Consider the following 25,579-nt stretch of genomic DNA (forward strand, 5'->3'; position numbering starts at 1 on the left):
ACCTAGCATTTTTGCCAGTGCCGCTGACGGCACGCATTGGCTAGCCTGTACCTCATTGATCCCCAAGGAGGTACACAGCATGCAGGTTCGCGAAGGTTATGCCGATTTCCGTGGCCACCGGACATGGTTCCGAGTCACTGGCGATCTGGACTCGGGGCGCCTGCCCCTGATCGTCGCCCATGGCGGCCCCGGCTGCACCCACGACTACGTCGACAGTTTCAAGGATTTGGCGGCCACCGGGCGGGCGGTGGTGCACTACGACCAGATCGGCAATGGCCGCTCGACTCATCTGCCGGATGCTCCCAGCGAATACTGGGCGGTCGACCTGTTCCTCGCTGAACTGAACAACCTGATCGCCCACTTGGGCATTCGCGATTACGCCCTGCTCGGCCAATCCTGGGGCGGTATCCTCGGCGCCGAGCATGCCGTCCGCCAACCGGCTGGCCTTAAAGCGTTGATCATTGCCAACTCACCCGCGTCCATGGCGTTGTGGTCAGAGGCCGCGAATGAACTGCGCCAGGCGCTGCCCGCCGAGGTGCAGGCCACGTTGCAACGGCATGAAGACGCAGGCACCACTGACAGCGCCGAATACCGCGCAGCCTCGGACGTGTTCTACGCGCGCCATGTATGCCGTGTCCAACCGATGCCCGCCGAAGTCGCGCGCACTTTCGCCGCCATCGACGCCGACCCCACGGTGTATCACGCCATGAACGGCCCCACCGAATTCCATGTGATCGGCAGCATGCGTGACTGGACGATCATCGATCGCCTGTCACGCATCCAAGTGCCGACGCTGTTGATTTCCGGCCGCTACGATGAGGCCACGCCCGCGACGGTGCAGCCGTTCGCCGACGGTATTGCGGATGTGCTATGGCAGATTTTCGAGCAATCCAGCCACATGCCCCACGTGGAAGAGCGTGACGCGTGCATGGCGTGTGTAGCGCGGTTTCTGGAACAGCGACTGAGCTAGCAGGCCGGTTCAAGCCGTGGGCCGTCGGTGCTTTCAACCGCGTCGGCGGCTGACCTGCCAACTCGCCAACTGATAAAGCCCGAGCAAACCGCCGGCCAGCAGCAGGGTCCATTGCACGCTCAGCGCCGCCGCCAATAGACCGGCGAGTAACCCGCCGATGGCTTCAAAGCCGAAACGCATGGCGATGTAGAACGCGATCACCCTACCCCGCAAGGCTTCGGGCGCGGCGCTTTGCAGCGTCATGTTGCTGCTGACATTGCTCACCGTGATACCAAAACCCAACCCGGCCAGCGCAACCAAGGTAAACCACAACGGCGGGTTGGCCGCCACCGCACACAACGACACCGCACACACCACCGCGCCCATGGCGATGATGCGGCTCAACCGCGAGGTGCTGCCCGCGAACGCAAGAAAGATCGTGGCCACAAAAGCCCCCGCGCCCGCAGCGCCCCAGAGCCAGCCCAGGGTCTGTGCATCGCCGCTGAACGTGTGCTTGGCCAGGATCGGCAGCAGCACCGTGTAGCAGGAGGCAAGCAGGTTCACCATCACCACACTGATCAGCAAGCGGCGGATAGACAATGTGCCCCACAGGTAGCGCAGGCCTTCGCGGAAGATCTCCCCGGTAGAGCCCTTGGCGCGAACTTGTGCGCGACTCTTCACCTGGCCCAGACCGATCAGCAACATGCCGAATGCGATGGCGGTGAGCAGGAAGCAACCGGCCTCGCCGCTCCAGTTGATCAGCAAGCCGGCCAGCGGCGGGCCGATAAAGCGCGCGGCGTTGATGAGCATCGCATTGAGTACGAGGGCATTGGGCAGGTCGTTGGGGTCATCGACGAAACTGGCGATCAAGGCTTGGCGTAGGGGCGTCTCCAGGGCATTGAGCAAGCCCAGCAGCAGCGCCATGGCGATGATGACCTCGCGGCCCATCCACTGCTGCCAGGTGAGCACGGCGAGCGCCACCGATTGCACCGCCAGTATCGCCTGCACCGCCATCAGCAGGCGGCGCTTGTCGTGGCGGTCGGACCAGGCGCCCGCCAGCGGCCCGACCAACAGCTGCGGCAACAGCGTCAGAAACGCAATCGCGCCCAACAGAACGGCCGAGCCGGTCAGGTGGTAGGCCAGCCACGACAACGCGACCTGTTGCACCCACTTGCCCAGGGTGGAGAGGCCCTGCCCAACAAAGTAGATCTGGAAATTACGATGGCGCAACGCGCGGATGGGCGCGGGCCATCGGGGGGTAGACGCAGGATTCAAATAAACTCGCAGCCCTTTTGTGTCAGGGATTTAAGGACCCAGGAACGGTCGTTTTCGCCCAGTGCAATCTGTTCCAGCTGCTTCTGTTCGGCGGCATGTTTGGCATAGGCGCGATCATACACCTCGCCGACCTGCTCGAACGGCACGCAGAGCAAACCGTCCTCATCCCCGATCACCAGGTCGCCCGGTTCGATCACCATGCCGGCCAGGGCAATCGGCACATTCACTTCGCCAGGGCCGTCCTTGTAAGGGCCGCGATGGGTAATACCGGCGGCGAACACCGGGAACTCCCCGGCGCCGATGCTGGCCGCGTCGCGAATCGCGCCATTGATCACAATACCCGCCACGCCCTTCTTGATCGCGTAGGCCACCATCATCTCGCCAATCAGCGCGTTGCTCAGGTCACCGCCAGCATCCACCACGATCACGTCGCCAGGCTCGGCGATGTCCAGCGCGTGATGCAGCATCAGGTTGTCCCCCGGCCGTGCCTTCACGGTCAGCGCCGGCCCGACCAATACGCCCGTACGGTGCATCGGTTGCAGGTTGGCACCGCCGGCGGTCATGCGGTGCATGGAGTCGCTGATGTTGGCGACGGGCACGGTGCGGTAACGCTCGACCCACTCGGCAGCGACCTTGCGTTGCTGCTTGAGCACTCTGAATCCGATGGACATGGGGTATTCCTCTGATGATTTTTGTTTGTTTTGAAACGTTGTTTCGAAATTAACATCACAAATTCAAATCAACAAGACTCAAACCCGAGCCATCCGCCAAATGACGAGCGGCAAAGCCTCGTATAAACGATCTAAACACTTGATAAAACAAGGCCAAACCACGAATTCCGCTCGATTTTAAGTAATCACTGAAAATTTATTTATTGCAACGGCGTTTCATTATGCTAATTTCCAGCCACTACCGCACACCGACAAAAACACCAAGGTGCACAGAAATGACCCGAACCCTCCTGCTGACCGGCCCGGAATTGACCGCCGACGCCATGGCCCACGCTGCCTCCCACGGCGTGCGCATCATCCCCACCACGCCCTACGCACCGGCCGATGAACTCATCGCGATCATTGACCGCGAACAACCGGACGCGATCATCGTGCGCCAGGGCCAACTGACCCGCGAGATGATCAACGCCTCCGCCGCACTGAAAATCATCGCCAAGCACGGCGTGGGCTACGACACCATCGACATCGCCGCCGCCGCCGAGCGCCAGATCCCGGTGACCATCGCCCTGGGCGCTAACGCGCAATCGGTGGCCGAACACGCCTTGGCATTGATGTTCAGCGTGGCGCGCCAGACCGCCCTGCTCGACGCGCGGATGCGTGATGGGCATTGGGACAAGGCCACTTCGGTGGGTATCGAACTGTCCGGCAAGACCCTGGGCCTGGTGGGCCTGGGCGCCATCGGACGGATCCTGATGGAACTGGTGGCGCCACTGCGCATGACCATCAAAGTGTTTGACCCCTACCTGGCCGACCTGCCGAACGTGGAGCGCGTTGACACCATTGATGACCTGCTGGCGAGCTGCGATATCATCAGCCTGCATTGCCCCCTGACTGAACAGAACCGCAACCTGTTTGGCGCCGCGCAGTTCAAGCGCATGCGCCCCGGCAGCATTCTGATCAACACGGCACGCGGGGAGCTGATCGATACCGAAGCCTTGGTCCACGCCCTGAGCACCGGGCAGATTGCCGGCGCCGGGCTCGACACCTTCAACCCCGAACCGCCACCTGCCGACTCGGCGCTGTGGGGCCTGCCGACCCTGGTGGCTACTCCGCATGTGGGCGCCAATACCGCCGAAGCACGGGACCGCGTGGGCCTGCTGGCCTTGCAACACATCATCGATTTCTGGGACGGCGTCGCGCCGCCGCCGCGTGCGGTGGTCAACCGCCATCTCTACGCACACTGACATCTCCCGCCGATTACGCGCGGGCTCATCACGCTTCTCCAAAAAAAACAACACGGGAGAGAGTCATGCCTATCAGTTCTACCGACATCAGCGCCCTTGAGCGCTCAACCATGCGCAAGGTGGCGTGGCGACTGCTGCCATTCCTGATCCTGTGCTACCTGCTGGCGATCATCGACCGTGGCAACATCGGCATGGCCTCGCTGCAAATGAACCAGGACCTGGGGCTGACCCCGGCAATCTTCGGCTTTGCCAGCAGCCTGTTCTTTGTCTCGTACTTCCTGGTGGAAGTGCCGAGCAACCTGGCCCTGCAGCGCTTCGGCGCACGGGTGTGGATTGCGCGGATCATGATCACCTGGGGCCTGATTTCCGCCGGCACCGCGTTTGTCACCGGCGCCAACTCGCTGTATGTGATGCGCTTCCTGTTGGGTGCGGCCGAGGCCGGCTTCTTTCCGGGCGTGCTGTTGTACCTCACCTACTGGCTGCCAGCGGCGTACCGTGGGCGCATGGTCGCTATTTTCATGGTGGCAATTCCCGGTGCCAACTTCATCGGCTCGCCGCTGTCCGGCTTGTTGTTGAGCCTGGACGGCTGGTTCGGCATGCGCGGTTGGCACTGGCTGTTCATCATCGAAGGCATTCCGGCGGTACTGCTGGGCATTGCCTGCCTGTTTGTGCTGACCGATCGCCCGGAGCAAGCCAAATGGCTGAGCCACGAGCAACGCCACTGGCTCACCAGTCGACTCGACGAAGAACGCAGCCGCAAGACCGCTATCGGGCATATCTCATTGTGGAAACTGCTGCGCCACAAACACATCTGGGTGCTGGCACTGATCTACTCCGGCGCCTCGGCGGCCGGCAGCACCATGAGCGTGTGGGCGCCGCAATTGCTTAAGACCTTTGGCTTGAACAACCTGGAAATCGGCCTGGTCAACGCGATCCCCTACGGGCTGGCATCGATCCTGATGATCATGTGGGGCCGAAGCTCGGATAAAACCGGCGAACGCCGCTGGCACACCGCGACCACCTTGTTGCTGATCACGGGCGGCCTGCTCTTGGCACTGGTCACCTCATCCCTGGTGGCGACGGTGATCATGCTGTCGATGGTGCTGATCGGTGCTTACTCCATGAAAGGACCGTTCTGGGCATTGGTCTCCACCTGGCTCTCCTCCTCCACCGCTGCTGCTGGCTTGGCGGCTGTGGGTGCAATGGCCAACCTGATTGGCGGCGGGATCATGGTTAACGTGTACGGCACGATTCATCATGCTACGGGCAGTTACGCGATTGCGCTGCTGCCATTGGCGGCGCTGTGTGCGGCAGGTGCGGTGATGGTGTTGTTGATGGGACGCAAGCAGATGAAGGAAACCGTGGAGTTCAATAAAGCCGCCAACGCCAACTGAAATCCTAATGACACCCACCTGTGGCGAGGGAGCTTGCTCCCGTTGGGTCGCGAAGCGGCCCCAGACACTGGGACTGCTACGCAGTCCAACGGGAGCAAGCTCCCTCGCCACAGGTACAGTGCTCAGTCAAGATTGCCCCCATCCGCCAATACCAGTATTTTGCAGCCTCCCCCCAACAAGGAGCACCCCATGGTAAAAACCCGCCCACGCCCCGCAGTCACCGGGGTGGCCTCGGCCGATCGGGTGCTCACCGTGCTCACTGCCTTCCGCATGGGGGATACCGCCCTGGAACTGGCCGAACTCGCCGCCCGCACCGGGCTGATCAAAAGCACCATCATGCGCTTGATGGTCTCGCTCGAAGACCACGGCCTGATCACCCGCCTGGCCGACGGTCGCTATCAGTTGGCCACCGAGATCATGCGCTTGAACACCGTGTATCAGGACGGCCTCGACCTTGAACGCCACATCACCCCACTGCTGCACCGCCTGACTCAAGAAACCGGCGAAACCGCGTCCTTCTATGTACGCCACGGTGCTTATCGGATGTGCCTGTACCGTGTGAACTCCCCCCACCACCTGCGCCTGCACCTGCAACCCGGTGACACCCGCCCCATGGACGGTGCCGCCGGGGCCGAGGCGTTGCGCACGCCCTATTCGCTGGCCGCGAAGATGATCAAGCCGATTTTCTCCCACGGCGCCACCGACCCCCACGCCTCGTCCATGGCCCTGCCCATCTTCGGCCCAGGGGAAAACCTGATCGGCGCGCTGGTACTCTCCGGCCCCGCCAGCCGCCTGACCACCGAGCAAGCACAGACGCTGCACCCGCTGTTCCAGCAAGCCGCCGTCGAACTAACCCGTAGCCTGGGTGGCGACGCACTGGCCGACACCGACGCCCCGCAGAAAAAGCTGCGCGGCAAAAAAGCCGACTAAACTCATCACGGATGCGCAGAACAGCAGGGTGCCAGACGAATCGCACCCTGAGCGACATTCCACCACATGCCATCTTCGCAGCACCTGTAATAGTCTATTGCAGGACTCTAATGTACTAACCAGTTACTTATCTTGCTAAAATCGCGTCTTTGCCCTCTCACATTCGAGTCCTGTCGACATGAAACGAGCATCGCGCGCCGCTGGCGCCTCTAGATTCTTACTGCTGGGCCTGGGCGTGATCATCGCCCTGCTCGGCCTCGCGCTGGCCATTGGCGGCGTCAAACTGGTCAGCCTGGGAGGCTCCTGGTACTTCCTGATCGGCGGCGCAGTCATGACGATTGCCGGGTTGCTGATCGCCGGCCGCAAGCCGGCCGGTGCCTGGTTGTTCGCCGCCTTTTTGATCGGCACGGCCATCTGGGCCGTTGCGGACGTGGGCCTGGTGTTCTGGCCGTTGTTCTCCCGCGTGTTCATGTTCGCAGCCATCGGCATGGTGGTGGCGCTGGTGTACCCGTTGCTCGTCAACCGGCCTGCACGTGGCGCCTATGCGGTGGCTGGCGTACTGGCGTTGGGCGTGGCAGTCGCGGCGGGCAACATGTTCGTCGCCCACCCGAGCGTGGCGCCGACCGGTGCCGGCCCAGGTATCACCCCTGTGGCTGCGGCCGACGCGCAGAAAGACTGGGCGCATTACGGCAACACCGAAGGCGGCAGCCGCTTCGCTGCGCTGGACCAGATCAACCGCGAGACGGTCAATAAGCTCAAAGTGGCCTGGACCTATCACACCGGCGACGTCGCGATCAGCGACGGCAACGGTGCCGAAGACCAGCTGACGCCCCTGCAGATCGGCAACAAGGTGTTCATCTGCACGCCGCACAACAACCTGATCGCCCTGGACGCCGACACCGGCAAAGAGCTGTGGAAGAACGAGGTCAACGCCAAATCGGCGGTGTGGCAGCGTTGCCGTGGCATGGCGTATTTCGACGCCACCGCGCCGATTGCCCAGCCGACCCAGCCGAATAGTTCACCGATCATTGCCGCCAGTGTTCCGGCCGGTGCGCAATGCCAGCGTCGCCTGCTGACCAACACCATCGACGCGCGCCTGATCGCCGTAGATGCCGACACCGGCAAATTCTGCGAAGACTTCGGCACCCACGGCCAGGTGGATTTGAAAGCCGGCCTGGGTAACGTGCCGGACAGCTACTACCAACTGTCTTCCGCACCCTTGATCGCTGGCACCACTGTGGTAGTCGGCGGCCGCGTGGCCGACAACGTGCAGACCGACATGCCCGGCGGCGTGATCCGTGGCTTCGACGTGATCAGCGGCCAGATGCGCTGGGCCTTCGACCCCGGCAACCCGGAAGACAAAAAAGCCCCGGCTGACGGCAGCACCTACGTGCGCAGTACGCCGAACAGCTGGGCGCCAATGTCCTATGACCCGCTGATGAACACGGTTTTCCTGCCGATGGGCAGCTCGTCCACCGACATCTACGGCGTGGAACGCACCCAACTCAACCACAAATACGGCGCTTCGGTGCTGGCGCTGGACGCGTCCACCGGTGCGGAAAAGTGGGTGTACCAGACCGTCCACAATGACCTGTGGGACTTCGACCTGCCGATGCAGCCAAGCCTGATCGACTTCACGCCACCGGGCGGCGACAAAGCCGTGCCTGCGGTCGTGATCGGCACCAAGGCCGGGCAGATCTACGTGCTCGACCGCACCACCGGCAAACCGCTGACCGACGTTAAGGAAGTCCCGGTCAAGGCCGCCAACATCCCCAACGAACCCTACTCCCCGACACAGCCGAAATCCGTCGGCATGCCGCAGATCGGCGCGCAAACCCTGACCGAATCGGACATGTGGGGCGCCACTCCCTACGATCAGCTGCTGTGCCGTATCGACTTCAAGGGCATGCGCTACGACGGCCTGTACACCGCGCCGGGCACCGATAAATCCCTGAGTTTCCCAGGCTCCCTGGGTGGCATGAACTGGGGCAGCATTTCCACCGATCCAGTACACGGTTTTATCTTCGTCAATGACATGCGCCTGGGCCTGTGGATCCAGATGGTGCCGTCGCAGAACAAGGCCCAGGCCGCGTCCGGTGGCGAAGCGCTGAACACCGGCATGGGCGCCGTGCCGCTCAAGGGCACGCCGTATGCCGTGAACAAGAACCGCTTCCTGTCGGTGGCCGGCATTCCGTGCCAGGCGCCGCCGTTCGGCACCCTGACCGCCATCGACATGAAGACGCAAAAGGTCGCCTGGCAAGTACCGGTAGGCACCGTGGAAGACACCGGTCCGCTGGGCATTCGCATGCACCTGCCGATCAAGATCGGCCTGCCAACCCTCGGCGGCACCCTGTCGACCCAGGGCGGGCTGATCTTTATCGCCGGCACCCAGGATTTCTACCTGCGCGCCTTCAACAGCGGCAACGGTGATGAAGTCTGGAAAGCCCGCCTGCCCGTGGGCAGCCAAGGTGGCCCGATGACTTACGTGTCGCCGAAAACCGGTAAGCAATACATCGTGATCACTGCCGGTGGCGCACGCCAGTCCACCGACCGTGGCGACTACGTGATCGCCTACGCCCTGCCATAACCCCTGTTCGCGCGGCGCCTCCCCCCGGCGCCGCGTCTTCTGCCTGGAAAAACCCGCATGACCCCCACTTCTCATATTCCCCTTGGGCGCCTGTTGCTGGGCCTCGCCCTGGGTGCCGCCCTGCCCGTGCAAGCCGGTGACACCACCCTGACCGGCGACTGGGGCGGCCTGCGCCGCGAACTCGACGCGCAAGGCATCCGCTTTACCGGCGACTATAGCGGCGAAACCGCCTACAACGCCCGCGGCGGCCAGCACCGCTCGGCGCGCTACTCGCAGAACCTCAAGCTGGGCGTGCAGTTCGACCTGGGCAAGCTCTACGGTTTCAATAATGGCGATCGCATCCAAGTCACTATTAACGACCGTCGCGGCAACAGCGCTTCCGAGGATTTGGTGGGCAACCGCCTGCCGATCCAGGAAAACTACGGTGGCCTCTACACGCGCCTGACCGAGTTGAGCTACGAGCGCACGCTGTTCACGCCGGCCCTCAACGTCAAGCTTGGCTACATGGCCATGGGCAATGACCTCGGCGGCCTGGACAGTGGCATTCTGTGCAACTTCATGAACGCCGGCTTCTGCGGGCACCCGCTGAACATGTCCGGCGGCAGCGGCTGGACCAACTACCCGAATGCGCGCCTGGGTGCGCGGGTGAAATACGACTTTGCGCCCAACTGGCAACTGCGCGTCGCCGCGCTCAACGTGGACCCAGAGAGCAACGGCAATTCCAGCCGCGCCTGGAAACTGGGACCCAAACACACCACCGGCACCGTGGTGCCGATCGAGCTGGTGTACAAACACGCGGGCAACCTGCCGGGTGAATACAAGCTGGGCTATTACTACGACAGCTCCGACGTGAAACGCATCGGCAGCAGCAAGGAAGTCAGCGGTCGCGGCGGCCACTACCTACTGATCGACCAGGCTGTTTGGGCCTCCGACTCCTCCGCCGGCCGCGTGCTGCACGCCTTCGGCCAATACTCTGCCGCCAGTGAAGCGGCCTCGCCGTTCAGCAAGTGGTATGGCGCGGGCGTGGTGCTGTACAAGCCGTTCGAAGGCCGGCCGCGCGACACCCTGGCCCTGGGTTACGGCCGCGCCGTGCCCAACCCGCGCAGCCGCGAGGTGCAGGAACTGGCAGCCTTCAACGCGGGCAACGACTACCCCAACCTGAGCAATGCCGAACAGCTGATCGAACTCAGCTACGGCTACCAGGCCACGCCCTGGCTGACCCTGCGCCCGGATGTGCAATACATCATCGAGCCGGGTGCGTTTTCCGGTGACAACATCGACAACGCCTTGGTGCTGGGCCTGCAGGTCAAGGCGGTGTTCTGAAACGGCTCAGTCGTCTGACGGCAACGCCCTGTTCGCCTGTTCGAGCGCAGTGATGCGCTCGACTTTCTTGCCGGAGCGCTCCGCTTCGAACTCCGATTCCAGAAACACTTTGACGATGCTCTTGGCCAGCTCGGGCCCGATCACCCGCGCACCGATGGACAGGATCTGCGCATCGTTGCTCTTGCGCGCACGCTCGGCCGAATACGTGTCGTGAGCCTGTGCAGCCCGCACGCCTTTGATCTTATTGGCAGAGATCGCCATGCCAATACCCGTGCCGCAAATCAACACGCCCAGGCGCTGCTCACCCGCGCCCACCGCCATGGCCACCGCCGCCGCGATATCGGGATACAGCACCGGGCTGGACGAATGACAGCCAAAATCCTCGACCCCATAGCCCAGGCCTTCGATAAAGCGCTTGAGCAATTCCTTGAGCTCGAAGCCCGCCTCGTCGCATCCGATGGCCACCGAAAACGTCGTTTGTGCACCCATTACTGTTTCTCCATCAGACCGATCAAATGATCACTCACTGAAATTATGCACAATCATTAGCGGGCGATGAGCAGGTCGCTGTCAAGGCTTATTTAAAGACCCAAACACTAAATAACGCTAAAACCTCGGCGAGAGCCGTGGGCAAAGGATTGACAAAACCGCCTTAAGCAGTTTAAACATATGATCACTATCCGATCATATGATCAGGCTGTTGGTTAAGCCTACCTAATAAGAAAATCAGCAAGAGGACACACCGATGGCCACGCCATTACTGCTCCAGGCTGAACAAGTTTCCAAGGCCTACGCCGGGGTCCCCGCCCTGCGCGACGGGCGTCTCTCCCTGCGGGCCGGCAGCGTGCACGCACTGTGCGGCGGCAATGGCGCCGGCAAATCGACCTTCCTCAGTATCCTCATGGGCATCACCCAACGTGACGCCGGCACCATCCTGCTCAACGGCCAACCGGTGCAGTTCGACCGCCCCAGTGCGGCGCTCGCCGCCGGGGTGGCGATGATCACCCAGGAGCTGGAACCCATTCCCTATATGACCGTGGCCGAGAACATCTGGCTGGGTCGCGAGCCGCGCCGCGCTGGCTGCATCGTCGACAGCAAGGAACTGAACCGGCGGACTCGCGAATTGCTGCACAGCCTGGAATTCGACGTTGACGCCACCAGCCCCATGCATCGCCTGAGCGTGGCGCAGATTCAGCTGGTGGAGATCGCCAAGGCGTTCAGCCATGACTGCCAGGTGATGATCATGGACGAGCCCACTTCAGCCATCGGCGAGCGCGAAGCCGAAACCCTGTTCAAGGCGATCCGCCGCCTGACGGCACGGGGTGCCGGCATCATCTACGTGTCCCACCGCCTCAGCGAACTGGCGCAGATCGCCGACGACTACAGCATCTTTCGCGACGGCGCCTTTGTGGAAAGCGGGCGCATGGCGGATATCGACCGCGCCCACCTGGTGCGCGGCATCGTCGGCCAGGAGCTGCAACGCATCGACCACAAGGTCGGCCGCGAATGCGCCGCCAACACCTGCCTGGACGTCAGCGGCCTGAGCCGCGATGGCGAGTTCCAGGACATCAGCCTGCAACTGCGCCAGGGTGAAATCCTCGGCATCTATGGCCTGATGGGCTCGGGGCGCAGCGAATTCCTCAACTGCCTGTACGGCCTGACCCTGCCAGACGCCGGCAGCGCTACCCTGCAAGGCCAGCCGTTGCCGACCGGCACGCCAGCCGCGACGATTCGTGCCGGTATGTCCCTGGTTACCGAAGACCGCAAAGACAGCGGCCTGGTGCTCAGCGGCAGCATCCTCGCCAACATTGCGTTGTCGGCCTACAAGCAGCTGTCGAGTTGGTCGGTGATCAATGCGCGCAAGGAAAACGCCCTGGCCCAGAGCATGGTCAAGCGCCTGCAGATCAAGGTTTCGTCCCTGGACCTGCCGGTGGAGTCCATGAGCGGCGGCAACCAACAGAAAGTGGTGCTCGCCAAATGCCTGTCGACGCAGCCGATCTGCCTGCTCTGCGACGAACCCACGCGCGGCATCGACGAAGGCGCCAAGCAGGAGATCTATCACCTGCTGGACGAATTCGTGCGCGCCGGTGGCGCGGCCATCGTGGTTTCGTCCGAAGCCCCGGAACTGCTGCACCTGAGTGATCGCATCGCCGTGTTCAAGGGCGGCCGGCTGGTGACCGTCAGCACCGACACCGCCCTTTCCCAGGAAGCCTTGTTGAGTCTTGCCTCATGAATAGCAAAGTCCTCGCCGCCCCCATTACCGCCGCGCCGCGCAACCGCCTGCGCCTGTCCCTCGACCGTTTTGGCCTGCCGCTGGTGTTTATCCTGCTGTGCCTGGTAATGGCGTTTTCCAGCGAATACTTCATGACCTGGCGCAATTGGATGGACATCCTGCGCCAGACCTCCATCAACGGCATTCTCGCCGTGGGCATGACCTACGTGATCCTGACCAAGGGCATCGACCTGTCGGTGGGGTCGATCCTGGCGTTTGCCGGTTTGTGCAGCGCCTTGGTCGCGACCCAGGGCTACGGCCTGCTCGCGGCGGTGAGTGCCGGCATGTTTGCCGGGGCCATGCTGGGCGTGGTCAACGGTTTCATGGTCGCCAACCTGAGTATTCCGCCGTTTGTCGCCACCCTCGGCATGCTCAGCGTGGCGCGGGGCATGACCTTTATCCTCAACGATGGCAGCCCGGTCACCGACCTGCCGGACAGTTTCCTGGCCATGGGCATCGGCAAGCTCGGCCCCATCGGCGTGCCGATCATTATCTTTGCAGTGGTCGCGCTGATCTTCTGGATGGTGCTGCGCTACACCACTTACGGGCGCTACGTGTACGCCGTGGGCGGCAATGAAAAAAGCGCGCGTACGTCCGGCATTGGCGTGCGCAAGGTGACGTTTTCGGTGTATGTGATTTCGGGCCTGCTGGCGGGACTCGCGGGCGTGGTGCTGGCGGCGCGGACCACCTCGGCCCTGCCCCAGGCCGGCGTGTCGTATGAGCTGGACGCGATTGCCGCCGTGGTGATCGGCGGCACCAGCCTGTCCGGCGGCACCGGCAGCATCGTCGGCACCTTGTTTGGCGCGCTGCTGATCGGTGTGATCAACAACGGCTTGAACCTGCTCGGGGTGTCGTCGTATTACCAACAAGTGGCCAAGGGGTTGATCATCGTACTTGCGGTGCTGATCGACGTCTGGCGCAAGAAAAAACGCTAAGTGGAGTGTGTGCAATGTCCAATTTCTGGAACCAGGCGTTCGACCTCACCGGCCGTTGCGCCGTGATCACCGGGGGCGCCGCCGGGATCGGCCTGGCCTGCGCGAGTTTGTTGGTGGAGCGCGGTGCCAGGGTGGCCCTGCTGGATCGTGACCCCGCAGTGGTCGAAGTGGCCGCCAGCCTCGGCACGGGGCATTTGGGCCTGGTGGCTGATTTGCGCCAGCTCGATTCGGTACAGGCTGCGATTGATGAGGCCCTCGCCGGACTCGGGCGCATTGATTACCTGGTCAACAGCGCGGGGGTCGCGCTGTTGGACAAGGCCCTGGACGTCAGCGAAAACGCCTGGGACACCACCCTGGACATCAACCTCAAAGCCAGCTTCTTCGTGGCCCAGGCCTGTGCCCGGCATATGATCGAACAAGGCGGCGGGCGCATCGTCAACCTGGCCTCCCAAGCGGCGGTGATTGGCCTTGATCGCCATGTGGCCTACTGCGCGAGCAAGGCAGCAGTGGTCGGCATGACCAAAGTGCTGGCCATGGAGTGGGCACCCCACGGCATCAACGTCAACGCCGTTTCGCCGACCATTGTCGAGACCGCCCTGGGTAAGAAGGCGTGGGCCGGCGAACTGGGCGAGAAGGCCAAATTGCAGATCCCGGTGGGGCGCTTCGCCCAGCCGGAAGAGATCGCCGGGCTGGTGCTTTATCTGGTCAGCGATGCGGCCAAGATGATCACCGGCGAAAACGTGGTGATCGACGGCGGCTACAGCATTCAGTAATCCGATTCCAGACAGATAAGAACAAGGAAACACCCTATGAATCGAGTCATCAACGATCCGGACCTGGTGGTCGAGGACATGCTCGCGGGCATCCTCCTGGCGCACCCGGAACTGGCGCAGTACGAGAGCAATCCACGGGTCATCGGTAAGCGTAAGACTTCCCCAGCCGGCCAGGTGGGCATTGTCACGGGTGGCGGTTCGGGGCATGAGCCGGCGTTTCTGGGTTATGTCGGGCCAGGGCTGGTGGATGCGGTGGCCGTCGGCGAGATTTTCTCCTCGCCCACCGCCAAGAGTTTCTTTGATGCGTTCCGCGCCGCTGACCAGGGCGCGGGCGTGGCGTGCCTGTACGGCAATTACGCCGGCGACAACATGAACGTAAAGCTGGCGATGAAAATGGCCGCCAGCAAAGACATGAACATTCGCACCGTGGTCGCCAATGACGACGTAGCCTCTGCCCCACCTGCCGACATCGCCAAGCGTCGCGGCGTGGCCGGTGAGATTTTCATGTGGAAAATCGGCGGGGCCGCCGCCGCCCAGGGCTACGACCTCGACGGCGTGATCCGTGTGGCGCAGAAAGCCGTGGATCATTGCCGTTCCATCGGCGTGGGCCTCACGCCCTGCACCATCCCGGCAGTGGGCAAGCCGAACTTCCAGATTGCCGATGGCCTGATGGAACTGGGCATCGGCCATCACGGCGAGCCCGGTATTGAAGTGGTGCCGGTGGAGTCCGCCGCCGCAATGGCCGAACGCATGCTCGCGCCGATCCTGGCCGACCGCGACTTCACCCAAGATGAGAGCGTGGTGGTGCTGGTCTCCGGCCTGGGCGCTACGCCGGTGATGGAACTGTATATTTTCTACGCCGAGGTCGAGCGCCACTTGCGCGCCAAGGGCCTGCGCATTCACCGCTGCTATGTGGGCAACTATTTCACGTCGCTGGAAATGATGGGCGTGACCCTCACCCTGCTCGGCCTCGACGCCGAACTGAGCAGCCTGATCGACCAACCCTGCCGCTCCATCGGCATGACCCAGTCGGAGTAGAGCATGAGCGAGCATTTCCCCAGCAACACCGGTAGCGCCATCGTCACCAACCTGGTGTCGATCATCGTCGCCAACCGCGAATACCTCAGCGAAGTGGACGGCGCCATCGGCGACGGCGACCACGGCATCAACATGGCCAAGGGGTTCTCACGCTGCGGCAAGACCCTCGAAGGCCGCGAGCTGTCTTTGGCCGAGGCACTGGACGAACTGACCCTGGCGCTGATGGAAGGCATCGGCGGCTCGATGGGCCCACTCTACGGCAGCCTGTTCATCGGCATGGCCGACGAAGTGCGCGGCCGCGACAGCATCGACGCGGCGACTTTCGCCAAGCTGCTGCGCGGTGGTCTCACGTCCTTGCAGGACATCAGCGATGCCGGTGTGGGCGACAAATGCCTGATGGACACGCTGATCCCGGCGGTGGAAGCCTTTGAACAGGCCCAGGCAAGCGGCGCATCGTTCAGTGAGGCCTTGCGCCAGATGAAAAGCGCGGCCTCCCAGGGCCGTGATTCCACCCGCGACCTGGTGGCAAAAATCGGCCGCGCCAGCCGCCTCGGGGAACGTTCCCTCGGCGTACTGGATGCCGGCGCGGTGTCGTGCTGCCTGATCCTCACCGACCTCGCCGAATCGGTGGAGGCGCGGTTGGTTGCTTAGTTGGCAGCAGACTTCCCGTGGTGAGCGGGCTTTCCACAATAGCCCTGCCCACCACAAGAATGTGGTCGTCGTTAGCGGCGCGTCGCATCATCCAGGGCAAGGATCGTGTAGGCATTCGACACGGTCGTCGCCAGGGTGTTGATCACCCCGGAGCGCAACGCGCCGAGGGTGGCCGCTGCCTTGGTGTTCTCGCTGGCAATCGCCACCACATCGGGAATGCGCACCAGCTCCTGCACCGTCAAGCCGATCACCCTGCCCTGCATGGCGTTGACCGCCGGCTGGCCGTGGATGTCGATGAAGTCGTAGCCCATCATGTCGCCCACCGTACCGGACACACGGGCCTGGGCGATTTCCTGGGGTGAAAACCAGCCCATGCGCACCATGTTGCTGTTCTCGCTCATGTCGCCGATGCCGATCAAGGCAATATCGGCGCGGCGTGCGCGATCGAGGGTGGAGCGCACGGTGTCGTTGTTGATCAACACGCTGCGCAGTTCCGGATTGGCCACCAGGGCCGGGGCGTACAGGGTTTCGCTCTCGGCGCCGAAACGCAGGGCCAGGCGTCGGCAGATATGGTCGGGGTTCATGTATTCGCCAGCCTTGAGCGAGCCGCCAATCGCACACACAAACGTGCAGTTGCGCGTCACCGGCAGGAACACATTCTCGGCCACCGCGCCGACGTTGCGGCCCATGCCGACGGCGATGATCATGCCGTCGCTGAGGGTCTTGTTCAGGTAGTTGGCGACCAGGCTGGCCACGGCCGAGCGCTGGGTATCAGGGTCGCCATGGTCCACCGCGATCAACGCGCGGTCCAGCTGGAAACGCTCGACCAGCGCCTGCTCCAGCTCCGTGTTCAACGCCGGATGCTGCAACACCCGCACCTCTACCACCCCTTCATCACGGGCGCGCTTGAGCAGCCGGCTGACCTTGACCCGCGACAGGTCGAAGCGCTTGGCGATGGCTTCCTGGGTGATGTTGTCGAGGTAATAAAGCATGGCCACTTCGGTCATCAGGTCGATGTCGCTGGCGGCACGCTGGGCACTGTCGGTCATGGGAGCTTCCATTTACGCCACAAAAAACCATTCTCCCTAGTCTGTGCGGTGCAAGTCCAGCGGCGAATGGGCCAAGCCTGCAAAGTTTCTAATGGCTCTGCTGGTATTCCCGTGGCGTGCAGCCGAACTCGCGACGGAACACCGTGTGCAGGTACTGCGCGGACTTGAAGCCGCATTGCTGGGCGATATCGGCAATCGCCAGGTGATCATCCTCCAGCCCCTTGGCGGCGCTGGCGAGTTTGAAGCGCAGGATCTCGTCATGCACGCTGCACCCGCGCACCTTGCGAAAATGCGCCTCCAGGGACGAACGGGACACGCCAACATAGGCCGCCACCTGGGCGGTCTTGATGCCCTGGCAGGCGTACTGGCGGATAAACAGCAGCGCCTGCATCACATAAGGATGGCCCAAAGGTTGATGCAAGCTGGACGCCTGCACGTTGATCGCATCCGGCGGCACCAGCACCTGCGTGCCCGCGCAGGGCTTGCCGTGCAACATCTGATGCAACAGCGCAGCGGCGGTGCGGCCCATGGTTTCGGTGCCCTGGATCACCGAACTCAATGGCACTCGCGTGAGGGTACGGGTCAGCGGGTCGTTGTCGATGCCGATCAGCGCCACTTCTTCCGGCACAGCAATGCCGGCAGTGAGACAGGCTTGCAGCAATTGCCGGGCGCGAGCGTCGGTGACGGCGATAATGCCGATGGGTTTGGGCAGGCTTTGCAGCCAGGCAATCTGTTGTTCGACGGCGCTGTCCCACAGCGGCGCGCTGGTGCCGAGGCCACGATAGATCTGCACGGGCAAGCCATCGCGTTGCAGCAAGCGTTTGAACGCCTTTTCACGCTCCTGGGCCCAGCGATTGGCCTGGGCTTCGGGCAGGCTGAAACAGGCAAACTGCGTCAGGCCGGCTTCGATCAAATGCTCATAGGCCAACTTGATCAAGGCGTAGTTGTCCGTGGCCACGTAGGGAATGCCCTTGGGATAGGCCCGCACATCCTCATAGGAACCGCCCACCGCCACGACCGGCACCTTGCTCCCGGCCAGCGCCTCGCCAATCAGCGGGTCGTCGAAGTCGGCAATGATGCCGTCGCCCTGCCAGCGTTCGATGCCTTTGAGGCGGCACAGGAAGTCCTCTTCGAGGAACAAGTCCCAGGACGCGCGGGTGCTGCTCAGGTAATTGCCGATGCCGGCGATGATGCCACGGTCATAGATTTTGCTGCCGTTGAACAGCAAGGCAATGCGGTGCACGGGCGGTAGGGTTTTCATTGTTTTTATCCTGGGACCGGTCGAAACAGACTAGCCCCTGCTACGCAAAATCGCACTCTCCCTTGATGATTTTCATAATCGGCAGGCCCAACGCCGTTGCTAGTATCGAGCCACCGCCAAGAACAATAAGGAAAACGCCATGCCGTACTTCCCCGGTGTCGAGAAGGTTCGCTTCGAAGGCCCCCACAGCGATGCTCCCCTCGCCTTCCGCCACTACGACGCCAACAAGCTCATCCTCGGCAAACCCATGCGCGAACACCTGCGCATGGCCGCCTGTTATTGGCACACCTTCGTCTGGCCGGGGGCGGATATGTTTGGAGTGGGCACCTTCAAGCGGCCGTGGCAGCGCAGTGGCGACCCGATGGAACTGGCCATCGGCAAGGCGGACGCCGCCTTCGAGTTTTTCTCCAAGCTGGGCATCGATTACTACAGCTTTCATGACACGGATGTCGCCCCCGAAGGCAGCTCGCTCAAGGAGTACCGCCACCACTTCGCGCAGATGGTCGATCATCTGGAGCGGCATCAGGAACAGACCGGGATCAAGCTGCTGTGGGGCACCGCCAACTGCTTCAGCAACCCACGCTTTGCCGCCGGCGCCGCCAGCAACCCGGACCCGGAAGTGTTTGCCTACGCCGCCGCCCAGGTGTTCAGCGCGATGAACGCCACCCTGCGCCTCAAAGGCTCCAACTATGTGCTGTGGGGTGGCCGCGAGGGCTATGAAACCCTGCTCAACACCGACCTCAAGCGCGAGCGCGAACAGCTGGGGCGTTTCATGCGCATGGTGGTGGAGCACAAGCACAAGATCGGCTTCAAGGGCGACCTGCTGATCGAGCCCAAGCCCCAGGAGCCGACCAAGCACCAATACGATTACGACAGTGCCACGGTGTTCGGTTTCCTGCATGAGTACGGGCTGGAACAGGAGATCAAGGTGAACATCGAGGCCAACCACGCGACCCTGGCCGGGCACAGCTTTCATCATGAGATTGCCACCGCCGTGTCCCTGGGGATCTTCGGCAGTATCGACGCCAACCGGGGCGACCCGCAGAACGGCTGGGACACCGACCAGTTCCCCAACAGCGTGGAGGAAATGACGCTCGCCACCTATGAAATCCTCAAAGCTGGCGGGTTCAAGAATGGCGGCTATAACTTCGACTCCAAGGTGCGTCGCCAGAGCCTGGATGATGTGGACCTGTTCCACGGTCATGTGGCGGCCATGGATGTGCTTGCCCTGGCACTGGAGCGCGCGGCGGCAATGGTCGAGAACGACCGGCTGCAGCAATTCAAGGACCAGCGTTATGCCGGCTGGCGACAGCCGCTGGGCCACGCGGTGCTGGCGGGGGAATTCAGCCTGGAATCGCTGGCCGAGCATGCCTTCGCTCATGAGTTGAACCCGCAGGCGGTGAGTGGTCGGCAGGAGATGCTGGAAGGCATTGTGAATCGCTTTATCTACCGGTGACATTTGCGCGACAAATCTCTGCACGGAGCGTCGAGAGACGCTCTACAGTCTTACCCGCATCACGCTGTGTCTTTCCAAAAACAATAAAAGGACGCACCACCATGAAGTCATTCAAACGCACCCTCATCGCCACTGCCCTGGCCCTGCTCGCCCTGCCCGTCATGGCCGACTCAGCGCACCCGAAAATCGGTTTTTCCATCGACGACCTGCGCCTGGAACGTTGGTCCCGCGACCGTGACTACTTCGTGGCCGCCGCAGAAAAACTCGACGCCAAGGTCTTCGTGCAATCGGCCGATGCCAACGAGCAGAAGCAGATTTCCCAAATCGAAAACCTGATCTCCCGTGGCGTCGACGTGATCGTCATCGTGCCGTTCAACGCCACCGTCCTCACCAACGCCGTCGCCGAAGCCAAGAAGGCCGGGATCAAGGTGGTGTCCTACGACCGCCTGATTCTGAACGCGGACATCGACGCCTACATCTCCTTCGATAACGAAAAAGTCGGTGAGATGCAGGCCAGCGGCGTGTTGCAAGCGGCGCCCAAGGGCAACTATTTCCTGCTCGGCGGCGCGCCCACCGACAACAATGCCAAGGTGCTGCGCGAAGGCCAGATGAAGGTGTTGCAACCTTCCATCGACAAAGGCGACATCAAGATCGTCGGTCAGCAGTGGGTCAAGGAATGGAACCCCACCGAAGCGCTAAGCATCGTCGAAAACGCCCTGACCCGGAACAACAACAAGATCGACGCCATCGTCGCCTCCAACGACGCCACTGCCGGCGGCGCGATCCAGGCCCTGGCCGCGCAGAAACTGGCGGGCAAGGTGCCGATTTCCGGACAGGACGCCGACCTCGCCGCGATCAAACGTGTGATCGACGGCACCCAGACCATGACCGTGTACAAACCGCTCAAACTGATCGCCACCGAAGCCGCCAAGCTCTCGGTGCAACTGGCGCGCAATGAGAAGCCCACCTACAGCTCGCAGTACGACAACGGCAGTAAAAAGGTCGACACCATCCTGCTGACCCCGACGCCATTGACCAAGGCGAACATCGACCTGTTGGAGAAGGACGGGTTCTATACCAAAGAGCAGATTGCCGGGCAGTGACCGTCATGGCCGACTACCTGTTGCAAATGAACGGCATCGTCAAACGCTTTGGCGGTGTCAACGCGCTGAACGGCATCGATATCCAGGTGCGGCCGGGGGAATGCGTCGGCCTGTGTGGCGAGAACGGCGCGGGCAAGTCCACCTTGATGAAGGTGCTGTCGGCGGTCTATCCCCACGGCACCTGGGAGGGCGAAATCCTCTGGGACGGCCAGCCACTCAAGGCCCACTCCATCAGCGAAACCGAGGCCGCCGGCATCGTAATCATCCACCAGGAACTGACCCTGGTGCCCGACCTGTCGGTGGCTGAAAACATCTTCATGGGTCACGAACTGACCTTGCCCGGCGGGCGCATGAACTACCCGGCCATGTTCCACCGCGCCGAAGCGCTGATGCGTGAACTCATGGTGCCGGACATGAACGTGGCGCTGCCGGTATCGCAGTATGGCGGCGGCTACCAACAACTGGTGGAAATCGCCAAGGCCCTGAACAAGCAGGCGCGGCTGCTGATTCTCGACGAGCCCTCCTCGGCCCTGACCCGCTCGGAAATCGAAGTGCTGCTGGACATCATCCGTGGCCTCAAGGCCAAGGGCGTGGCCTGCGTGTACATCTCGCACAAGCTCGATGAAGTGGCGGCAGTGTGCGACACCATTGCGGTGATCCGCGACGGCAAGCACATCGCGACCACCGCCATGGCCGACATGGACATCGCAAAGATCATCACCCAGATGGTCGGCCGCGAAATGAGCAACCTCTACCCCACCGAACCCCATGCGGTCGGCGAGGTGATGTTCGAAGCGCGCAACGTCACCTGTTATGACGTGGACAACCCCAAGCGCAAGCGCGTGGACGATGTGTCCTTTGTGCTCAAGCGCGGGGAAATCCTCGGCATTGCCGGGCTGGTCGGCGCCGGGCGTACGGAACTGGTGTCGGCGCTGTTCGGCGCCTACCCCGGCCGCTACAGCTGCGAAGTGTGGCTGGACGGCCAGGTGATCGACACGCGCACACCGCTCAAGTCGATCCGCGCCGGGCTGTGCATGGTGCCCGAGGATCGCAAGCGCCAGGGCATCATCCCCGACCTCGGCGTGGGCCAGAACATCACCCTGGCGGTGCTCGACACTTACGCCCACATGACCCGCATCGATGCCGAGGCCGAACTGGGCAGCATCGACCAGCAGATCGCGCGCATGCACCTCAAGACCGCCAGCCCGTTCCTGCCGATCACCAGCCTGTCCGGCGGCAACCAGCAAAAAGCCGTGCTGGCGAAAATGCTGATGGCCAAACCCAAGGTGCTGATCCTCGACGAACCCACACGCGGCGTCGACGTGGGCGCCAAATACGAGATCTACAAGCTGATGGGCGCGCTGGCGGCCGAAGGTGTGGCGATCATCATGGTCTCCTCGGAGCTGGCCGAAGTGCTCGGCGTGTCCGACCGCGTGCTGGTGATCGGCGATGGCCAGTTGCGCGGTGACTTTATCAACCAGGGGCTCACCCAGGAACAGGTGCTCGCCGCCGCGCTCAGCCAACACAACAATAATGATCGGAAGACCGCGTAGATGAATCAGGTCAAACACCTTTTCACCCGCTACAAAATGCTCGCCCTGGTCATCGCCGTGGCGGTGATCTGGGTGTTTTTCAGCTGGCAGACCGAGGGTGGGTTTCTCACGCCGCGCAACCTGTCCAACCTGCTGCGGCAAATGTCGATCACCGGGATTCTGGCGTGCGGCATGGTGCTGGTGATCATCAGCGGCGAGATCGACTTGTCGGTGGGGTCATTGCTCGGCTTGCTTGGCGGGTTGGCGGCAATCCTGGATGTCGTGTATCACATTCCATTGCTCGCCAACCTGAGTCTGGTGGCGCTGTGCGGGTTGATGATCGGGCTGGCCAACGGCTACATGACGGCCTATCTGCGCATTCCGTCGTTTATTGTCGGCCTGGGTGGAATGCTGGCGTTTCGCGGGATTCTGCTGGGGATTACCGGCGGCACCACCATTGCGCCGGTGTCGCCATCGTTGGTGTATGTGGGCCAGGGGTATTTGCCGCATTCGGTGGGTATCGGGCTGGGCGTGCTGTTGTTTGCGCTGACGGTTTTTTTGACCTGGAAACAGCGGCGCAACCGGGCGTTGCATGGTCTGGCGGCGCATTCCCGGGTGCGTGATCTGGTGCGCGTGGCGGTGATCGGTGCCGTGCTGGCCGGGTTCGTCACGACCCTCAACAGCTACGATGGGATTCCCGTCCCCGTCTTGCTGCTGTTGGTGTTATTGGGCGTGTTCAGCTACGTCACCAGCCAGACCGTATTTGGACGTCGCGTGTACGCGGTGGGCAGCAATATGGAAGCCACGCGCCTGTCGGGCATCAATGTGCAGGCGGTGAAGTTGTGGATCTTCGGCATCATGGGCGTGATGTGTGCACTCGCCGGTTTGGTCAACACGGCTCGTCTGGCGGCCGGCTCGCCGTCGGCGGGGAGCATGGGTGAGCTGGACGCCATCGCTGCGTGTTTTATTGGCGGCACCTCCATGCGTGGCGGCTCGGGCACGGTGTATGGCGCGTTGCTCGGGGCGTTGGTGATCACCAGTCTGGACAATGGGATGTCGATGCTGGATGTGGACAGTTACTGGCAGATGATTGTGAAAGGCAGCATCCTGGTGCTGGCGGTTTGGGTGGATGTGAGTACGCGCACGGGCAGACGCTGACTGCCTCACTTGCCCAGCAACACCGCCCCTTCCCCGACCTGCCCCAACCGATCTCCCGGATTGCGCAGCGGGCAGTCATCCAGGGACAGGCACCCGCAGCCAATGCACCCGTCGAGTTGGTCGCGCAGTTGCGTGAGGCTGTTGATTCGCTCATTCAACATGTCTCGCCAACGCGTGGAAAGCCGCGTCCAGTCCTTGGCCGTCAGCGGTCGCCCCGACGGCAGTTCCTCCAGTGCAGCCTTGATGGTTGCCAATGGAATCCCCGCGCGCTGCGCCACCTTGATCACCGCAATGCGGCGCAGGACATCACGGTGGTAGCGCCGCTGATTACCTGGGCTGCGTTGGCCATGAATCAAACCCTTGGCTTCGTAAAAATGCACAGTCGCCACGGTCACCCCGCTACGCCGCGCCAACTCGCCTACCCCGAGGGGGATGTGCACATCGATTTTCGGTTCCATCGGCGGCTTGACCTCATCTATACATGAGGTCTTATAAAGAGTGTCGGCCTGCCCTGGCAAGCCTTCATTCCTTTGACATGGAGTCTCCATGAACACAACGCAACCCTCCCCCTCCAACTGGGCCGCCTTGCTGTCCGGTGCAAATGGCGTACGGTCACTGGCCCTGGCAGGCGGCGTAGTGCTGCATGCGATCAACGTCTACATCGCCACCACGATTCTGCCGTCAGTGGTCAAGGATATCGGCGGCATCGACTACTACGCATGGAATACCACGCTGTTTGTCGCCGCCTCGATCCTCGGTTCAGCGTTGTCCGCGCGTTTGCTTGGCCGCCTGGGGCCGCGTGGTGCTTATCTGGTTGCCAGCCTGGTGTTCGCTGGCGGAGCCTTAGCGTGCGCGTTTGCGCCTTCCATGCCGGTGATGCTGGTCGGACGGCTGGTACAGGGCCTGGGCGGAGGGTTCCTGTTTGCGCTGTCCTACGCGATGATTCGCCTGGTATTCGACGAACCCTTGTGGCCACGCGCAATGGCGTTGGTCTCGGGGATGTGGGGCGTTGCGACGCTGGTCGGGCCAGCAGTGGGCGGCGTGTTTGCCGAACTGGGCATCTGGCGGGCGGCGTTCTGGTCGTTGATTCCGGTGGCCGGGTTGTTCGCCGTGCTGGCCGCGACCGTACTGCCTAGGCGCAGCACAGAGAGCGTTGAACCCACACCGTTGCCGCTCACTCAGTTGTGGCTGCTGACGGCAGCGGTACTGGCGGTGTCGGCCGGCAGTGTCTCTTCCACCCTGCCCCTGAACCTGTTGGGGCTCGCAGCGGCAGCAATGTTCACGGCGCTGCTGATCTTCACAGAAAGCCGAGCCCGCCATCGACTGCTGCCCGCTGGAGCCTTTCAACTCACCACCGCGCTTGGCGCGCTGTACGCCACGATGTCGTTGTTGGCGGTCGCTGTGACCAGTGGCGAAATCTTTGTACCGCTGTTTCTTCAAGTCCTGCACCACCAGTCACCGCTGGTGGCCGGTTATCTGGCAGCACTGATGGCGGCCGGCTGGACGCTGGGGTCAATCGCCAGCGCGGGAATGACAGGCGCGAATATTCGTCGCGCGATCCTGGCCGGGCCGATCCTGGGTGTTGTCGGCATGCTGGCGCTGGCTCTTTTAATGCCTCACGAAAGCAATGGCGGTGCGCAGACGCTTACGCCGATTTGCCTGGCCCTTACCCTGATCGGCCTGGGGGTGGGCCTGGCCTGGCCGCACTTGTTGACCCGGGTATTCCAGGTCGCACCCGACGGCGAACAGGACCTGGCCTCTGCGTCGATTACCACGGTGCAACTGTTCGCCACCGCGTTTGGCGCAGCACTGGCGGGCATGGTAGCGAACATCGCGGGCCTGACTGAACCCGGCGGCATTGAAGGCACAGCAAGCGCTGCGGTGTGGTTGTTCGGGGTGTTTGCGCTGGCGCCGGTGATGGGTATTCTGATTGCCAGGCGGGTCGTTCAACCGATCGGTTAGCGGCCGCTGATGCTTG

General features: G+C 62.6%; 22 protein-coding genes. 16 read left to right on the forward strand and 6 right to left on the reverse strand.

The genetic code is table 11. The features are described 5' to 3' along the window. Positions 1-79 precede the first annotated feature (79 nt). The gene (locus HX812_RS07260; RefSeq protein ID WP_038846510.1) at positions 80-970 is read left to right on the forward strand and encodes a proline iminopeptidase-family hydrolase; all 891 of its coding nucleotides are present in this window, start codon (positions 80-82) and stop codon (positions 968-970) included. 33 nt (positions 971-1,003) lie between these two features. On the opposite strand, the gene HX812_RS07265 is transcribed toward HX812_RS07260, so the two are convergent. Together HX812_RS07265 and HX812_RS07270 are read right to left on the reverse strand one after the other, a co-directional pair. Then, the gene (locus HX812_RS07265) at positions 1,004-2,188 is read right to left on the reverse strand and encodes an MFS transporter (RefSeq protein WP_235165443.1); all 1,185 of its coding nucleotides are present in this window, start codon (positions 2,186-2,188) and stop codon (positions 1,004-1,006) included. 32 nt (positions 2,189-2,220) lie between these two features. Next, positions 2,221-2,895 carry an RraA family protein gene (locus tag HX812_RS07270; RefSeq protein WP_038846504.1) on the reverse strand — a complete coding sequence of 225 codons (675 nt, stop codon included), beginning with the start codon at positions 2,893-2,895 and terminating at the stop codon, positions 2,221-2,223. A gap of 275 nt (positions 2,896-3,170) precedes the next feature. Between HX812_RS07270 and HX812_RS07275 the strand changes: the two genes are divergently transcribed. The 5 genes from HX812_RS07275 (at position 3,171) to HX812_RS07295 (ending at position 10,373) form a co-directional block, all read left to right on the forward strand. Next, a complete protein-coding gene (locus tag HX812_RS07275) occupies positions 3,171-4,139 on the forward strand; it encodes a hydroxyacid dehydrogenase (protein WP_038846502.1) in 969 nt (322 codons plus the stop codon). A gap of 65 nt (positions 4,140-4,204) precedes the next feature. After that, on the forward strand, positions 4,205-5,533 hold the full coding sequence (locus HX812_RS07280) for an MFS transporter (RefSeq protein ID WP_038846498.1): 1,329 nt from the start codon (positions 4,205-4,207) through the stop codon (positions 5,531-5,533). A gap of 189 nt (positions 5,534-5,722) precedes the next feature. Further along, the gene (locus HX812_RS07285) at positions 5,723-6,463 is read left to right on the forward strand and encodes an IclR family transcriptional regulator (RefSeq protein WP_038844187.1); all 741 of its coding nucleotides are present in this window, start codon (positions 5,723-5,725) and stop codon (positions 6,461-6,463) included. Positions 6,464-6,641: 178 nt separating this feature from the next. Next, positions 6,642-9,050 carry a glucose/quinate/shikimate family membrane-bound PQQ-dependent dehydrogenase gene (locus HX812_RS07290; RefSeq protein ID WP_038844189.1) on the forward strand — a complete coding sequence of 803 codons (2,409 nt, stop codon included), beginning with the start codon at positions 6,642-6,644 and terminating at the stop codon, positions 9,048-9,050. Positions 9,051-9,107: 57 nt separating this feature from the next. Then, entirely contained in the window at positions 9,108-10,373 is a 1,266-nt protein-coding gene (locus HX812_RS07295) for a carbohydrate porin (RefSeq protein WP_038844191.1), read from the forward strand. A gap of 6 nt (positions 10,374-10,379) precedes the next feature. On the opposite strand, the gene rpiB is transcribed toward HX812_RS07295, so the two are convergent. Continuing rightward, positions 10,380-10,862 carry a ribose 5-phosphate isomerase B gene (rpiB, locus tag HX812_RS07300; RefSeq protein ID WP_038844192.1) on the reverse strand — a complete coding sequence of 161 codons (483 nt, stop codon included), beginning with the start codon at positions 10,860-10,862 and terminating at the stop codon, positions 10,380-10,382. Between the two features lie 256 nt (positions 10,863-11,118). On the opposite strand from rpiB, the gene HX812_RS07305 reads away from it, so the two are divergent. The 5 genes from HX812_RS07305 to dhaL are packed head-to-tail and all read left to right on the forward strand — an operon-like array spanning position 11,119 to position 16,042. Beyond that, on the forward strand, positions 11,119-12,606 hold the full coding sequence (locus HX812_RS07305) for a sugar ABC transporter ATP-binding protein (RefSeq protein WP_038844193.1): 1,488 nt from the start codon (positions 11,119-11,121) through the stop codon (positions 12,604-12,606). Then, entirely contained in the window at positions 12,603-13,580 is a 978-nt protein-coding gene (locus HX812_RS07310; RefSeq protein WP_038844194.1) for an ABC transporter permease, read from the forward strand. The genes HX812_RS07305 and HX812_RS07310 overlap by 4 nt, the downstream gene beginning before the upstream one ends. A 14-nt stretch (positions 13,581-13,594) precedes the next feature. Further along, positions 13,595-14,353 (forward strand): SDR family oxidoreductase, encoded by a 759-nt coding sequence (locus tag HX812_RS07315; RefSeq protein WP_038844196.1) that lies wholly within the window; start codon positions 13,595-13,597, stop codon positions 14,351-14,353. A gap of 36 nt (positions 14,354-14,389) precedes the next feature. Continuing rightward, entirely contained in the window at positions 14,390-15,391 is a 1,002-nt protein-coding gene (locus HX812_RS07320; protein ID WP_038844198.1) for a dihydroxyacetone kinase subunit DhaK, read from the forward strand. A 3-nt stretch (positions 15,392-15,394) separates the two neighbouring features. Continuing rightward, the gene (dhaL, locus tag HX812_RS07325; RefSeq protein WP_033903114.1) at positions 15,395-16,042 is read left to right on the forward strand and encodes a dihydroxyacetone kinase subunit DhaL; all 648 of its coding nucleotides are present in this window, start codon (positions 15,395-15,397) and stop codon (positions 16,040-16,042) included. 71 nt (positions 16,043-16,113) lie between these two features. On the opposite strand, the gene HX812_RS07330 is transcribed toward dhaL, so the two are convergent. Together HX812_RS07330 and HX812_RS07335 are read right to left on the reverse strand one after the other, a co-directional pair. Further along, positions 16,114-17,091, reverse strand: a complete 978-nt coding sequence (locus HX812_RS07330) for a sugar-binding transcriptional regulator (protein ID WP_033903113.1) — start codon at positions 17,089-17,091, stop codon at positions 16,114-16,116. Positions 17,092-17,179: 88 nt separating this feature from the next. After that, positions 17,180-18,352 (reverse strand): XylR family transcriptional regulator, encoded by a 1,173-nt coding sequence (locus HX812_RS07335; RefSeq protein WP_038844200.1) that lies wholly within the window; start codon positions 18,350-18,352, stop codon positions 17,180-17,182. A 139-nt stretch (positions 18,353-18,491) separates the two neighbouring features. Between HX812_RS07335 and xylA the strand changes: the two genes are divergently transcribed. The 4 genes from xylA to HX812_RS07355 all read left to right on the forward strand — a co-directional run bounded on the left by xylA (position 18,492) and on the right by HX812_RS07355 (position 23,601). Beyond that, the gene (gene xylA / locus HX812_RS07340) at positions 18,492-19,808 is read left to right on the forward strand and encodes a xylose isomerase (protein WP_038844202.1); all 1,317 of its coding nucleotides are present in this window, start codon (positions 18,492-18,494) and stop codon (positions 19,806-19,808) included. Positions 19,809-19,909: 101 nt separating this feature from the next. Then, positions 19,910-20,911, forward strand: coding sequence for a D-xylose ABC transporter substrate-binding protein (gene xylF, locus HX812_RS07345; protein ID WP_038844204.1), 1,002 nt, complete (start codon positions 19,910-19,912; stop codon positions 20,909-20,911). A 5-nt stretch (positions 20,912-20,916) separates the two neighbouring features. After that, positions 20,917-22,464 carry a D-xylose ABC transporter ATP-binding protein gene (xylG, locus tag HX812_RS07350; protein ID WP_177128290.1) on the forward strand — a complete coding sequence of 516 codons (1,548 nt, stop codon included), beginning with the start codon at positions 20,917-20,919 and terminating at the stop codon, positions 22,462-22,464. Continuing rightward, positions 22,465-23,601, forward strand: a complete 1,137-nt coding sequence (locus HX812_RS07355; protein WP_038844208.1) for a sugar ABC transporter permease — start codon at positions 22,465-22,467, stop codon at positions 23,599-23,601. It abuts the gene before it with no gap. Positions 23,602-23,606: 5 nt separating this feature from the next. Here the strand turns inward: HX812_RS07355 and soxR are convergent, their stop codons facing one another. Further along, positions 23,607-24,059, reverse strand: coding sequence for a redox-sensitive transcriptional activator SoxR (soxR, locus tag HX812_RS07360; protein WP_038844210.1), 453 nt, complete (start codon positions 24,057-24,059; stop codon positions 23,607-23,609). Positions 24,060-24,147: 88 nt separating this feature from the next. Between soxR and HX812_RS07365 the strand changes: the two genes are divergently transcribed. Further along, a complete protein-coding gene (locus HX812_RS07365) occupies positions 24,148-25,563 on the forward strand; it encodes an MFS transporter (protein WP_038844212.1) in 1,416 nt (471 codons plus the stop codon). Positions 25,564-25,579 lie beyond the last annotated feature (16 nt).

Origin of the sequence: Pseudomonas sp. IPO3749 (assembly GCF_013386605.1) — a bacterium.
Lineage (GTDB): Bacteria > Pseudomonadota > Gammaproteobacteria > Pseudomonadales > Pseudomonadaceae > Aquipseudomonas > Aquipseudomonas azotoformans_A.

Coding starts and splice junctions, on each gene's coding strand:
- HX812_RS07260 (WP_038846510.1), top strand. CDS start 80: ATGCAGGTTCGCGAAGGTTATGCCGATTTCCGTGGCCACCGGACATGG.
- HX812_RS07270 (WP_038846504.1), bottom strand. CDS start 2,895: ATGTCCATCGGATTCAGAGTGCTCAAGCAGCAACGCAAGGTCGCTGCC.
- HX812_RS07275 (WP_038846502.1), top strand. CDS start 3,171: ATGACCCGAACCCTCCTGCTGACCGGCCCGGAATTGACCGCCGACGCC.
- HX812_RS07280 (WP_038846498.1), top strand. CDS start 4,205: ATGCCTATCAGTTCTACCGACATCAGCGCCCTTGAGCGCTCAACCATG.
- HX812_RS07285 (WP_038844187.1), top strand. CDS start 5,723: ATGGTAAAAACCCGCCCACGCCCCGCAGTCACCGGGGTGGCCTCGGCC.
- HX812_RS07290 (WP_038844189.1), top strand. CDS start 6,642: ATGAAACGAGCATCGCGCGCCGCTGGCGCCTCTAGATTCTTACTGCTG.
- HX812_RS07295 (WP_038844191.1), top strand. CDS start 9,108: ATGACCCCCACTTCTCATATTCCCCTTGGGCGCCTGTTGCTGGGCCTC.
- rpiB (WP_038844192.1), bottom strand. CDS start 10,862: ATGGGTGCACAAACGACGTTTTCGGTGGCCATCGGATGCGACGAGGCG.
- HX812_RS07305 (WP_038844193.1), top strand. CDS start 11,119: ATGGCCACGCCATTACTGCTCCAGGCTGAACAAGTTTCCAAGGCCTAC.
- HX812_RS07310 (WP_038844194.1), top strand. CDS start 12,603: ATGAATAGCAAAGTCCTCGCCGCCCCCATTACCGCCGCGCCGCGCAAC.
- HX812_RS07315 (WP_038844196.1), top strand. CDS start 13,595: ATGTCCAATTTCTGGAACCAGGCGTTCGACCTCACCGGCCGTTGCGCC.
- HX812_RS07320 (WP_038844198.1), top strand. CDS start 14,390: ATGAATCGAGTCATCAACGATCCGGACCTGGTGGTCGAGGACATGCTC.
- dhaL (WP_033903114.1), top strand. CDS start 15,395: ATGAGCGAGCATTTCCCCAGCAACACCGGTAGCGCCATCGTCACCAAC.
- HX812_RS07330 (WP_033903113.1), bottom strand. CDS start 17,091: ATGACCGACAGTGCCCAGCGTGCCGCCAGCGACATCGACCTGATGACC.
- HX812_RS07335 (WP_038844200.1), bottom strand. CDS start 18,352: ATGAAAACCCTACCGCCCGTGCACCGCATTGCCTTGCTGTTCAACGGC.
- xylA (WP_038844202.1), top strand. CDS start 18,492: ATGCCGTACTTCCCCGGTGTCGAGAAGGTTCGCTTCGAAGGCCCCCAC.
- xylF (WP_038844204.1), top strand. CDS start 19,910: ATGAAGTCATTCAAACGCACCCTCATCGCCACTGCCCTGGCCCTGCTC.
- xylG (WP_177128290.1), top strand. CDS start 20,917: ATGGCCGACTACCTGTTGCAAATGAACGGCATCGTCAAACGCTTTGGC.
- HX812_RS07355 (WP_038844208.1), top strand. CDS start 22,465: ATGAATCAGGTCAAACACCTTTTCACCCGCTACAAAATGCTCGCCCTG.
- soxR (WP_038844210.1), bottom strand. CDS start 24,059: ATGGAACCGAAAATCGATGTGCACATCCCCCTCGGGGTAGGCGAGTTG.
- HX812_RS07365 (WP_038844212.1), top strand. CDS start 24,148: ATGAACACAACGCAACCCTCCCCCTCCAACTGGGCCGCCTTGCTGTCC.